The following is an 11,435-nucleotide window of genomic DNA, read 5'->3' as shown; positions in this document are numbered from 1 at the left end:
TAAGGTGGCGCATCCCGCGGGAGAGGTTCCCCTCGGGGGTCTCGATGAGAAGGTGGTAGTGGTTGCCCATCAGGCAGTAGGCGTGGCAGAGCCAGCGGTGCCTTTGGACAACTTTTGTGAGGATGGAGAGGAAAAGTTCCCGGTCATCATCTCCATCGTAGATCATCCCCCGGGCGTTGCCGCGGGAGGTGACGTGGCAGGCAGCGCGTGGTGCACTTGCAACTTGAATCCACCCGGGCCATAGCTCCCTCCCCTATCCCCAGTAGATTCCGGTGGGATCGCGTTCAACCTCCTGGAGGAGACGATCAAAGTCCTTCACCGGGTCGATTTCCATGTCGGGATGCCATCGGGAGTTGCGATCCGCCCAGAAGAGAGACCAGAGCTTGGCGTCCGGATCGTAGCGGAACTGGGCGACGGGGATATCGACCCACGTGTCAGGCATGTCGAAAGCGGGGCGACTTTCCAAAAGGGTAACGGTGTTGCCGCGGAATTTGAAATTGAGGCGGATCTCGTTTTGCAGATGGCTCGGGATCTTTCCCTGGCAGTAGGCGGTGAGTTTCTTTTCAGCGAGTTGTTTTACGAGGGGCGGGAGGGGCATGGGGCCATCCTTTCAGAGGGGGATTTCTAGAGTGTAGAGGATGGCTAGCAAAACTCAAGAGTAAAGACTTGACCCCGCGTCATCCAAGCAAGTCAGGAATCATCCGGGACCTGACAGCTAATCATTGGTCGATACGATAAAATCACTGAGGATTAAATTAATGCTAGAATCATCGTACGTTCGTAGATTGAAATTCGGCTCGGCATTGCCCAAAATCATGAAAGAAAGAAGATCTATGTCAACGTCCTTACGATACAAACAGAGCACAGGTTTTTTTAGCGAAAGTGCAAATGCAATTTCATAACCTACCCCAATACTAGGCTGAGTTACCTCTGCTATAACCATATCCGCTGCTCTTAGCCATGAGATGTCCCTCTTAAAAACCTCACGCGGGCCCGGTTCTCCATGGTTAGGATCGATTTGCGCAACATGAGCGCCGAATATTTCCAACCCGAGTCGAGAAATAGCGTCCACTATCAGTCGATAACTCCTAGAATAAGTGCGCCCCCCTTTAATTGACCCTGCAAAATAGACTTTCATATGCCTCTTCAATTCCTATGTGCGCTGCAAACTCTGGTGGTTACTTCTTAAGGATAAATTTCTCTGCCATTTCTCCAAGCGCCCCCCCAATACTCCTAGTTAGAGTGATGGCTTTAGGCGAATCCCCATTTTTAAAAAGAGTATAAGCTTGAAGGAGGATGGCAACTTCCGCCCATAACCCTTTTAGGGTAACATGTTCTTCGACTTCCAGTGGCTTATTTGTACGTAACGACTCTTCTGTTTTCATGATTGCATCAATCTGACTTCCTGTAACATCACATGGAAGAGGGGTCATCTCCCTACCATGCGTTGCCATGCCTGGACCGGGTGCTGCTGCCATTAACTGCTCTACTAATGGCATGTCGGCTTGATATAGGTGAAGACTCCCGCACACATGAGTGAAGCTGCCAAGATCGATGTTAAGTTGCATTGAAATATGCTCTTGAAGCAGGGACATCCATGCGACGTCATATGGCATCCCACGAAATACATCTTGACTTCGCATGGTAGCAATTGCATGTAGTTTATGGTCTCGTATTAAAAACTGTATCTGACATAAGCATGGCACATCGAGAGTAGGGGCCCAATCTGCCTGAGGTAGATATATCTGCAATACAGCCTGTCTTGAATCCGGGTCTTTTCTAAGTTTTTCAACTAAGGCGTGTGCTTGGTTTATTTTTTGATGCTTATGCCGACCAAAGAGTCTCGGACCATATGCTCCATGCAAAGAGACGCCATCGTCGCTATACTTGCGAATCAGCGACAAGTAGTACTCAATTTCCCCAACGTTATCGGAACCCCGGAGAATCCAAAGCAACTCACCGATAAGGAAAAAGGGATTTAGTAGTCGGCCGGGTATCTCAAGCAGCCTTTCTCTCGGGTTAGTTAGTCTCTCCGCCCAGAAAACTATCTCTCTCGTTTCAAGATTTCTGGGCGAGGTTGGCATGCCTGACTCTAAAACATCACGAGCTGCAGCAAGCCAAAGATCAGTGAAGCAAGAATATGCCGTTGGTATATTCATAGAATTAGGGGCTGTGTCAGACTGAATTAGCGTTTGAGTTTTCTTGCCTTTACGACAAGGTAAAGTGGTAAAGAAGTTGGCATTTGGGGAGGTGCCAATCGGGGCAATGCACAAATTTCCCTTATTTGTACGACAGAAAATGCACTATCTTTAAGATATTGTGAGTAAGTTTCAAGTCTGCGGTGAAAATGGAAGATTGGACTAGGGAGAAAATCACTTACACCTTCAGGCATCCAACGCTCAAGAACGGGCCTTTCCTTCCAGTACCAACCTGGATCAAACTGCCAGAATGGCTCGACATCTGTTCTGCGCCATCCTGAACCAGGTGCGGCAAAGCAAGGGTGGTACACAACAAACACAAACACACCATCAGCCTTAAGCAAAGACGCAATTACGTCAATTGCCTGCGCAGCATCAGGCATGTCTTTTAGAGACATTATAGCCATTGCTGCGTCAAAAGTTCGTTCTAAGTCATGCAGCTTCGCTATGTCGTTTGCTATAAATTCTATACCCTGAGATTGCCGCTGTTCTTCACTCTTTGCAATCGAAATCATCTTACTGGAAATGTCTACGCCAGTGACACGCGCACCTGCCTGAGCAGCCCTTCTAGAAAAACCGCCCTCCCCGCATCCCACATCTAGCAAGCGACTTCCAGACATGGGCGATAGCATTCGAAATACTTCATCCCCATATAGTCGGTCTACTACGGCTTGGCCTCCAGCAGCTCGTGCCTTAGCCCAAGAGTCAGCGTTAATATCCCAAAGGTTCGCGACAGAATTTGCATCTGGAGATACTCCAGATGCCTCTTCATCCAGTATTGGAATGAAATCCTTGCGGTTACTCATAAGAATATGCCGCCTCAACTATTTGTGGCGCTAGGGCTCGGTTGAGATCTGGGGTTTTGTCGAGATAGCCAATTGATTGCAGCAGCCGAGCCTCCTCTTCCCAGTCAGATTTCCTTATTTCTAGTAGACGATAGCCTTCGGGGATAAAATATGGTTTTGCGAGAAGTAGTGATTCTCTCTCCTTTGCCAAGTCCAGCTTAGGATCAAGTTCACGCAACATTTCAATTGACTCTTCAGGGTGCTCAAAAGCCCATTCCCAGCCCTGCATTATACCCTTAACAAAATGATCAACTAATGACCTGTTTCCTTCAAATGTCTTTCTGGTGGTAAAATATACGTTACCTATGATTTTGATTCCAAACTTCTCTGGTTCAATTAGCCTAATATCAACGTTCTCTTGCCTTAAAGAAAGTGGTTCATCATACGCAAACGCTGGAAGGACGTCAAACTTCTTAGATATGAATCCGGGCAAATCATATGAAATTTCGACTTCGTGCATTTTGGAACTGTCAACTCCGGCACGCGCTACCATTGCTCGATAAGCTATCTCCGTATTTGACCCACTCAGAACTCCGACGGTATGCCCCTCAAAATCTTTAGGAGTCATTATAGAAGAGTTCTCATGGACAACAAACACAGAGGGCGACACTTGATTCACAACCCCTATGACAACCAAGTCTGCTCCCTTTTCGATTGCTTGCAGTACGCGTTCGGCACCTGCGACACCGAAGGTGTCGCCACCCAAGGCAACGGACTTGATTGGGTCTGACTCAAAGCCCCCCGATCGGATCTCGATATCTAAATTTGGCCCGAACAAATTTTTTGTCTTTGCGACGACCTCACCGGTAAAAGTCATTTGAGGAATCCATTCTTGCCGTAACGATATTGACTGGTGAGCTGCCCTAGGTGGGTGGGTGAAAAAACTCTTGTACACAACCAGAGCCAAAACCACTAATAACATTACCGTCAACAATATACGCAATTTTGTCATCATTGGACCTCTCTCGAACCTTTTTCTATTTGTTGTGGATGCTGCAACAGGCGCCCCACTAAAACGGCAGCAGCATAAAATGACAACCCAAGTATAATTGAAAGTACGAGCGAAGAATATAACAATTCAGGTTCCAGCTTTTTAACTGCAAGGAGAAAGTTCTTTCCTAGTCCCCTATCGGTCCCGGTTAGCTCTGACAGTATCCCTGCAATTACTGCAATCGGCGCAGCAGTTCTAAGCCCAGCAAGGGCAACAGGCAGCGAACCCGGTAATTTCAACTTAAAAAATGTATCCACCCAGTTTTGCGTATAAACCGCAAACATCATTTTTTCCTCTCGAGGAATGTCCTGCAGTCCTGCTCTAAAGGCTACTGCAAGAGGAAAAAAGGTCAGTAGTGCTGTCATGGCAACGATACCATATAGGCCAGGCAGCCATAGATGTACTAAAGGTGCAATCGCCAATAATGGAATTGCTTGACTGGCAATCAGCACAGGCCAGATAGCCCTGTCTGCCAATCGTACCCGATCCACAAGTACGCCTGTGACGAAGGCAAAGCAGACAGCCAGCAACAGGCCAAGAGCTGCCTCTGAGCTCGTCTGCATAACATCAATGGCGAGATGGCGCCATTGGGCCAGCGCGTAACATAAAACATCTTCCGGTGGCGGTAATAGAAAGTGCTGGATGTTGAGAAATCTAGTCGCGGCGGCCCATATGCCCAGGAGTGCTACTACCCAAGCAACCCCGAAGCCAGCATGCGAAATTTCCCACTGCCCTCGCCTGCCAGTTTTTTTAGGCCGTGCGAGACCATGGGCTTGTATGAGGCCTTCCTCTAAGGAGGCCACTGGTTTCCAGCCGCCGGGCAGGTCGTGTCCATTTTGAATCTTCGACAAAACTGCGTAGCAGGAATCATTAGCAAGCTTGCCATATCTCTGGGCATCCGAATCATGCGGGATTCCGACGTAAACGACAGAACCGGCACCAGCCTCTGGCCATTCATCTACAGAGCTTATGAGGGAAACCTCCCTGCCATTCCTTGCCCACAAATGCAGGGCAGGCCTTGCCAAGGCAACTGTGGACTCGTCGGGTGCCACAACGACCACCTTTCCAAGGGAAACAGCTTTTGTGAGTAATCTTCGAATCTCTCTTTCGGCAAATTGCTCTGAGTCAGTTTCAATTACTTCGGAACGAGTTGGCCGCGGGCTATTGAGGCCAGGTGCTGATTCAATGTTAACTTTCGTGCGGCGATAATTGTTGCTTTTTTGGCTGAGCGGCCTGGAAATTACGACCTCTCCCACAATTTGTGAAGGGCGCCCTCCAGATAGCACAACACATCGATCCGCAATGCGGCAGGCTTCCTCAATGGAGTGTGTCACCAATACAACTGTCATTGGATTTTTCTCGCGGCTCTCTGCAATCGCTTTCCTTATCGCACGATCGACACTGTCCCGAGTAATTAAATCTAATGCTCCATGAGGTTCGTCGAGAAGTAGCACTTCCGGCTCCGTTGCAAGAGCCGCAGCAAAGCCGGCACGGGCCTTCATCCCACCGGAAAGTTCAAATGGCAGGCAATCCTCAAAGCCTGCAAGCCCCAACTGCTTCAGCATATCCAGTGCGCGCCCCCTTGATTGGGGCACACGCAACAGTTCGAGTGGTAGCTCAGTGTTTTCTAACAGTGTCAGGTTGGGAAGAAGCGGTGGCGAAAAGAATGCATATGCTTGTCCCATTGTAGATCGGTTCTCTACCGGGTCGATTCCACGCACAGTTATTGACCCGCCATCCGGTCGTGAAAGACCTGAAATGAGATTCAGCAGGGTTGTCTTTCCGCAACCCGAGGGTCCAAGAATGGCAAGCACCTCACCTTCTGAAATTGATAACGAAAAATCGGAGAACAGTGAAAGTGACACCCTGCCATTTTTCCCGTAGGAAAAATCAAGCGACCTTAAAGCAATCGTATTATACATGACGACCCATGATTTTCTGAATCAGTGTGTTTGGAATTCTAGTGGGCTTTATTTTCTAAGGTCTCTGCATCCTGGACGTTGGCACAGCACTTATTTAGAAAGGGCCAAAACAGGTTTCCCTGTATAACAATGAATACAATGTTAGAAAGCCACATCTGGAAAGCAAGAGCCCCGCCAGTGAAAGTAGTAGTTGCATGTAGTGAGTGGGTATCAGAGGCCTGATATACTACGACAAACAGGATCGACAAAGCTACGACCATTGGCAAGTCTGCAAATGTCCTTGCAAGCGATGACTCCTGTGAAACCGATGAGCTTTCGTCTATCATTGCAAATGCCGTATCTACTATGAGATAGATAATTGCTACTAAAAGAACACACCCGTAGTACCACAGGTAGTCGGCATGATTAGTCCTGTCATTAATAACATAGCTACCCAAAAAAAATGTCGATACAAAAACCACAATCGGTATCAAGAACAGGCCAGCACAGATCAATGCTACTTGGTAGGGTTTCATCGCCGTTTTGGATAAAAACAAGTGAGCTACCAATTGAAAATACACAATTACAGAAAAAGATAATGTGTATAACAATGAAACCAGCTCCCACCATTCAGTAGGGTTAAATTTATTGGTGTAGGTGAACATTGATGACCATGTCTTTGGTGTAAAGCCGATTACAAGAAATATGGCCATAAGTAAGACGCCATTGATGACTTTGTGCAGGTTTATGCCAGAATCTGCCTCTTTTTGTATGTTGCGACTTTGTCGGACAATGTTTCCCATTATTTCACCTTTTTCACAGCAGTAAAGAGAGGCAGTTTTGTTTTTTTTAGGTTGCTTGCCTTGGTCCCATGAGGCCAGAACTTGCCGCGCCACTTTTTCACTCCACCCCTAAACCAGGAATCACAACACTCCCCCGTCGGTTCCACCGCACATGCAAATCCGTATCATCCCCCGGATGGAACACAAACAAATCCCCGCCGGCCTTCCTAGAAAGCACCACATCGATCTGGGTCGTCTGATCCTCCCGCACCAGCTCGGAGAGCACGTTCAGGCTCCCCTCGGTGGTCACCTTCATCGGCTCGTAACCGAACAGCCGCGACCCCGAGTTCGCCTGCAGATCGACGTAATAGGTCAGGGCCGGGTCGAGGTGCTTCATCTCGATGAAAGGAAACTTCGCGGGGCCAAGTCTTTACTCTTGATATTCCAGCGACCGAGTATCTACTCTTGATATTCCAGCGACCGAGTATCTACTCCACATTCAACCCCGTCTCCACGACACCCCCCCGCCGATTCCACCGCACATGCAAACCCCCATCATCCCCCGGATGAAACACGAACCGTTCTTGGGGGTCAAGTCTTTATTCTTGTTCTTCAATTCCGCAGGACCTCCTACTCCACCCCCAACCCCGTCTCCACAACACTCCCTCGCCGATCCCACCGCACATGCAACGCCGCATCATTCCCCGGATGAAACACGAACAAATCCCCCCCGGCTCTCCTCGAAAGCACCACATCGACCTGCGTAGTCTGATCCTCCCGCACCAGCTCGGCGAGCACGTTCAATCTCCCCTCCGTCGTCACCTTCATCGGCTCATAACCGAACAACCGCGAACCCGAGTTCGCCTGCAGGTCGACGAAATAGGTCAGGGCCGGGTCGAGGTGCTTCATCTCGATGAAGACGGTGAAGTGGCTCGGGTCCTTCTCGTTTTTGTGGGTGTGGCGCACCGCCTTGCTGGGGCGCTCCTTACCCTGCCCGTCGATCCAGCCGAGGTGGAAGAGGTAGTCGCTGACCGGCTGCCCCTCCTGGTCGCGGAAGCGGAAGTCGAGTTGGGCGAAACCGGGGCGCTTCTGGCGGGTGGCGGCGGTGTCGAGGGCGAGACTCTGCCGCACCTGCGCGTACCCGGCATCATTTGCCACGCTCAGGCAGTCGAGGATGCGCCGCAGGGCGGGGTGCCCCTCCGCGGAGGTGCGGCGCTTGATGCTGTTCATGATGCCGTGCTCGGGGCCGGAGTGGACGTGCTGCCACAGGGTGCCGAAGGGGACGCCTTCGACGGCGCCGTCGAAGTGGAGCTTGCCGTTTCTGGCCTCGAGGGTGTAGCGTCGGAAGTTCAGGTTGCCGGCCGCCGCCCGCACCACCATGTCGCTCCCCGCCTCGAAGCCGGCGGGGAAGACCTTGGCGGCGAACTCGTTCTTGAAGCCCTTGAGCACCCGGTCGCCGATCAGGCAGTAGGGACGGACGCCCTTCTCCTGCCAGACCGCCGGGTCGAGCCAGAGGTCGGCGAGCTGCCAGGAGAAGGCGCTGCCGAGCTCCAGGGCGCGGAGGATCTGCTCGCCCGTGTCCCCCAGGTAGCGGGCGTGGGCGAGCATGGAGCGGCCGTGGTGGGCGAGGCGCGAGCCGAAGTGCGGCCCGGCGAGGAAGACGAGGTTCTGGAGGGGACGGTGCTGGCAGCAGTCGCCGGTGTAGTGGCGGGCGACCCAGGCGCGAGCCACCAGGGCGCCGGTCGAGTGGGTGACGATGTGGAAGGGTTGGGACCAGTCCCGCCCGAGCTTCTCGTCGAGGGCGGCGTGCAGGGCGCGGGCGATGTCGCGGATCTCGACCTGGTCCTCGAGGGTGACGTAGCGGCCGAGATAGACGTCCTCCAGGGCGAAGCCGGCCCTGGCCAGCTGCAGGTGCAGCGCCTGGTAGGTGGTCGTCTCCTGCACCGACCAGCCGTGGATGAGAAATACCCTCTGCTTCACCCTTCCCCCCGAAAACAAAAAAAGCCGCCGGAACCGGTGTGTTCAACCCGATTGCGACAGCCTCAATTCATCAACAACCCCTCCGAAAGCATACTGTATACAAATGAATGGCTTATTAAATAACAAAAACAATGTGAAACTGTCAATAATTTTAAGTCCTTGAAATTACATTTGGGGGAGGCGGGAGATGCTCTGACAAAGCAGGGGCGGGAGTGAACGTCCCGTGGCAGGGTGCCTCTGTACTGAATCTCTCACCCTTGCCAGTATCGATCTTCAAGCAGGGTCCAAAGCAGAGAGGCGATTGGACACGGATCAAATCTGATAACGTCGGATTTTAAAATCAGAATCCTGAAACTCATGCTTGAGCTCGCTCTTTGAAGCCCGAGTGGCCCGACCTTGCCGCGCCCCCCCGGCATCGGTTTTGACCCGGCCCAGGATCCGATGAAAAATCAACCATGACGCTTGACGTTATATGTCGCTGAGCGTTATAGTTGAACTATGATTTTGAACTTCAATTGCCAGGAGACGGAAAAGATCTGGAAGGGAACCATCTCCCGGCGGTTGCCGCAGGATATCCAGGCCGTCGCCCGGAGAAAACTGAGGATGCTCAACAATGCCCAGACCCTGGCCGACCTGAAAATCCCGCCGGCCAACAGACTGGAGGCACTCAAGGGAAACCGGAGCGGACAACACAGCATCCGCATCAACGCCCAGTGGAGAATCTGTTTTGTCTGGCATGAGGGCAATGCCCAGGATGTCGAGATTGTCGATTACCACTAACCTGAACCCGCGAGTTCTGCCGAACCCACGAATTCCCGTTTGAGGGAGGACAGAAGATGAAGAAGTTGCCCAATATCCACCCCGGTGAAGTGCTGCTTGAAGAGTTCCTCGGCCCGATGGACCTCAGCCAGAACCGCCTCGCGCGGGAGATCGGCGTCCCCCCCCGCCGGGTGAACGAAATCGTCCACGGCAAGCGGGCCGTCACCGCCGACACGGCCTTGCGGTTGGCGCGTTATTTCGGAACCAGTGAAGCATTCTGGATGGGGCTTCAGGCCGACTACGACCTGGAGAAAGCGCGGGAGGTGCTGGGCGACCGCTTGGCCAAGGAGGTCAGGACGCGGGCGGCGTAGCCCCCCCGAGCAACGGATACGCCCTCCCCCTCCGCAACCCTTGATTTTCCTAACCCAATCCCCCATAGTGAACGAATCGCGCCCGCACCCGGCCCCAACAGCCCCGGCGCCCCCCACCCCGAGGACAGAACGAGTGCACGAAGTCGGCATCACCCGCAGCATCGTCGAAATCGCCGAGCGCACCGCCCGGGAGGAGGGCGCGGAGAAAGTCCTCTCGGTGACCGTGGCCATCGGCGCCCTCTCGGGGGTCGTCCCCGAGGCGGTGGAGTTCTGCTACGAGGCCTGCACCCTGGGAACAATGCTGGAGGGGGGGCGGCTGATCGTCGAGCACGTCCCCGGCCGCGGCCGCTGCGCCAACTGCGGCGGGGAGCCGGAGATCGACCCGTACACCTTCGAATGCCCCGACTGCGGCGCCTTCGGCCTGGAGAGGCTGCAGGGGGACGAACTGAAAATCCTCGAAATGGAGATCGACTGACCATGTGCATCGACTGCGGCTGCTCGGCCCCGGACCATGACCCCACGCATGACCATTCCTCTGCCCACGATCACACCCATAGTCACGATCACGACGGCGGCCCGAAGACGGTGCGCATCGAGGAGAACCTCCTCGCCAAGAACGACCGGCTGGCCGCCGGCAACCGCGCCCTCTTCCAGAGCAAGAATCTCTTCGTCCTCAACCTGGTGAGCTCGCCCGGTTCGGGCAAGACCTCGCTCCTCGAGCGGACATTGCGCGAACTCTCGAAGGAGACGGCCTTCGCCGTTCTGGAGGGGGACCAGCAGACCGCCAACGATGCCGACCGCATCGCCGCCACCGGGGTGCCGGTTCGGCAGATCAACACCGGCGCCGGCTGCCACCTCGACGCCCACATGGTCGGCCACGGGGTGGAGGACTTCGACCTCGACGCCGCCGACATGCTGATGATCGAGAACGTCGGCAACCTCGTCTGCCCCGCCTCCTTCGACCTCGGCGAGGACCACAAGGTCGCCGTCCTCTCCGTCACCGAAGGGGAGGACAAGCCGGTCAAGTACCCCCACATGTTCCAGGCCGCCGACCTCCTCCTGATCAACAAGATCGACCTCCTCCCTTATCTGGATTTCGACCTGGAGCAGTGCAAGGATTTCGCCCGCAAGGTCAATCCGGGAATTCAAATTCTGGAGCTCTCCTGCCGCAGCGGGAAGGGGATGGATGCGTGGTATCGGTGGCTCAAGGCGGGAATGGAAAAGAAAGTAACGAGTAACGAGTAACGGGTTCTGGGATTTGACTACTCGTCACTGATCACCCGTCACCCGTCACTGGCCTCAAAATTCACCCGTCACCGCCTTCAAGGAAAACCCATGTGCCTCGCAGTCCCCATGCAAGTGAAACAGATCGACGGCGACACCGCCCTGTGCGAGATCGACGGGGTGACCCGAGAGGCGAGCCTGATGATGGTGGAGGGCATCGCGGTCGGGGATTACGTCCTCATCCACGCCGGCTTCGCCATCGAGAAGCTCGACGTGGAGGACGCCGAAGAGACCCTGGCCCTCTTCCGCCAGGTCCTGGCCGACGGCGGACTCGTCGAATGAGGTACGCCGAGGCCTTCCGCGACCCGCAGGTGGCGAAGAAGC

The 11,435-nt window shown here is 53.6% G+C and carries 14 protein-coding genes; 5 read left to right on the top strand and 9 right to left on the bottom strand.

Features of this window, described 5'->3' with window-relative positions; genetic code table 11:
• Nucleotides 1–253: 253 nt before the first annotated feature.
• The 9 genes from C0617_RS14400 to C0617_RS14360 form a co-directional block, all read right to left on the bottom strand.
• A complete protein-coding gene (locus C0617_RS14400; protein ID WP_291317738.1) occupies nt 254–598 on the bottom strand; it encodes a DUF3024 domain-containing protein in 345 nt (114 codons plus the stop codon).
• Nucleotides 599–715: 117 nt separating this feature from the next.
• Nucleotides 716–1,138, bottom strand: coding sequence for a nucleoside 2-deoxyribosyltransferase (locus C0617_RS14395; protein WP_291317737.1), 423 nt, complete (start codon nt 1,136–1,138; stop codon nt 716–718).
• Between the two features lie 40 nt (nt 1,139–1,178).
• On the bottom strand, nt 1,179–2,084 hold the full coding sequence (locus C0617_RS14390) for a thymidylate synthase (protein WP_291317736.1): 906 nt from the start codon (nt 2,082–2,084) through the stop codon (nt 1,179–1,181).
• 101 nt (nt 2,085–2,185) lie between these two features.
• A complete protein-coding gene (locus tag C0617_RS14385; RefSeq protein WP_291317735.1) occupies nt 2,186–3,004 on the bottom strand; it encodes a class I SAM-dependent methyltransferase in 819 nt (272 codons plus the stop codon).
• Nucleotides 2,997–3,860 carry an ABC transporter substrate-binding protein gene (locus C0617_RS14380; RefSeq protein WP_291317734.1) on the bottom strand — a complete coding sequence of 288 codons (864 nt, stop codon included), beginning with the start codon at nt 3,858–3,860 and terminating at the stop codon, nt 2,997–2,999. Before C0617_RS14380 ends, C0617_RS14385 begins: the two co-directional genes overlap by 8 nt.
• Nucleotides 3,861–3,994: 134 nt before the next feature.
• A complete protein-coding gene (locus C0617_RS14375) occupies nt 3,995–5,956 on the bottom strand; it encodes an ATP-binding cassette domain-containing protein (protein WP_291317733.1) in 1,962 nt (653 codons plus the stop codon).
• A 38-nt stretch (nt 5,957–5,994) separates the two neighbouring features.
• The gene (locus C0617_RS14370; protein WP_291317732.1) at nt 5,995–6,831 is read right to left on the bottom strand and encodes a hypothetical protein; all 837 of its coding nucleotides are present in this window, start codon (nt 6,829–6,831) and stop codon (nt 5,995–5,997) included.
• A gap of 4 nt (nt 6,832–6,835) precedes the next feature.
• Nucleotides 6,836–7,114: a hypothetical protein gene (locus tag C0617_RS14365; protein ID WP_291317731.1), complete on the bottom strand. Its 279-nt coding sequence runs from the start codon at nt 7,112–7,114 to the stop codon at nt 6,836–6,838.
• Between the two features lie 233 nt (nt 7,115–7,347).
• Complete coding sequence (locus C0617_RS14360; protein WP_291317730.1) at nt 7,348–8,697, bottom strand: hypothetical protein; 1,350 nt, start codon at nt 8,695–8,697, stop codon at nt 7,348–7,350.
• 498 nt (nt 8,698–9,195) lie between these two features.
• Between C0617_RS14360 and C0617_RS14355 the strand changes: the two genes are divergently transcribed.
• The 5 genes from C0617_RS14355 to C0617_RS14335 all read left to right on the top strand — a co-directional run bounded on the left by C0617_RS14355 (nt 9,196) and on the right by C0617_RS14335 (nt 11,393).
• A complete protein-coding gene (locus C0617_RS14355) occupies nt 9,196–9,477 on the top strand; it encodes a type II toxin-antitoxin system RelE/ParE family toxin (protein ID WP_291317729.1) in 282 nt (93 codons plus the stop codon).
• A gap of 56 nt (nt 9,478–9,533) precedes the next feature.
• The gene (locus C0617_RS14350) at nt 9,534–9,827 is read left to right on the top strand and encodes a HigA family addiction module antitoxin (RefSeq protein WP_291317728.1); all 294 of its coding nucleotides are present in this window, start codon (nt 9,534–9,536) and stop codon (nt 9,825–9,827) included.
• 133 nt (nt 9,828–9,960) lie between these two features.
• Complete coding sequence (locus C0617_RS14345; protein WP_291317727.1) at nt 9,961–10,302, top strand: hydrogenase maturation nickel metallochaperone HypA; 342 nt, start codon at nt 9,961–9,963, stop codon at nt 10,300–10,302.
• Nucleotides 10,303–10,304: 2 nt separating this feature from the next.
• Complete coding sequence (hypB, locus tag C0617_RS14340; RefSeq protein ID WP_291317726.1) at nt 10,305–11,072, top strand: hydrogenase nickel incorporation protein HypB; 768 nt, start codon at nt 10,305–10,307, stop codon at nt 11,070–11,072.
• A gap of 90 nt (nt 11,073–11,162) precedes the next feature.
• Nucleotides 11,163–11,393, top strand: a complete 231-nt coding sequence (locus C0617_RS14335) for a HypC/HybG/HupF family hydrogenase formation chaperone (RefSeq protein WP_291317725.1) — start codon at nt 11,163–11,165, stop codon at nt 11,391–11,393.
• The last annotated feature ends 42 nt before the right edge of the window (nt 11,394–11,435 follow it).

Source organism: Desulfuromonas sp. (genome assembly GCF_002868845.1).
Taxonomy (GTDB): Bacteria; Desulfobacterota; Desulfuromonadia; order Desulfuromonadales; family BM501; genus BM501.
This window is presented reverse-complemented; position numbering and strand designations above follow the sequence as displayed.

What these genes read in the sequence shown, in the direction of transcription:
- C0617_RS14400 (WP_291317738.1), bottom strand. Translation starts at nt 598, where the DNA reads ATGCCCCTCCCGCCCCTCGTAAAACAACTCGCTGAAAAGAAACTCACC.
- C0617_RS14395 (WP_291317737.1), bottom strand. Translation starts at nt 1,138, where the DNA reads ATGAAAGTCTATTTTGCAGGGTCAATTAAAGGGGGGCGCACTTATTCT.
- C0617_RS14390 (WP_291317736.1), bottom strand. Translation starts at nt 2,084, where the DNA reads ATGCCAACCTCGCCCAGAAATCTTGAAACGAGAGAGATAGTTTTCTGG.
- C0617_RS14385 (WP_291317735.1), bottom strand. Translation starts at nt 3,004, where the DNA reads ATGAGTAACCGCAAGGATTTCATTCCAATACTGGATGAAGAGGCATCT.
- C0617_RS14380 (WP_291317734.1), bottom strand. Translation starts at nt 3,860, where the DNA reads ATGACTTTTACCGGTGAGGTCGTCGCAAAGACAAAAAATTTGTTCGGG.
- C0617_RS14375 (WP_291317733.1), bottom strand. Translation starts at nt 5,956, where the DNA reads ATGTATAATACGATTGCTTTAAGGTCGCTTGATTTTTCCTACGGGAAA.
- C0617_RS14365 (WP_291317731.1), bottom strand. Translation starts at nt 7,114, where the DNA reads ATGAAGCACCTCGACCCGGCCCTGACCTATTACGTCGATCTGCAGGCG.
- C0617_RS14355 (WP_291317729.1), top strand. Translation starts at nt 9,196, where the DNA reads ATGATTTTGAACTTCAATTGCCAGGAGACGGAAAAGATCTGGAAGGGA.
- C0617_RS14350 (WP_291317728.1), top strand. Translation starts at nt 9,534, where the DNA reads ATGAAGAAGTTGCCCAATATCCACCCCGGTGAAGTGCTGCTTGAAGAG.
- hypB (WP_291317726.1), top strand. Translation starts at nt 10,305, where the DNA reads ATGTGCATCGACTGCGGCTGCTCGGCCCCGGACCATGACCCCACGCAT.
- C0617_RS14335 (WP_291317725.1), top strand. Translation starts at nt 11,163, where the DNA reads ATGTGCCTCGCAGTCCCCATGCAAGTGAAACAGATCGACGGCGACACC.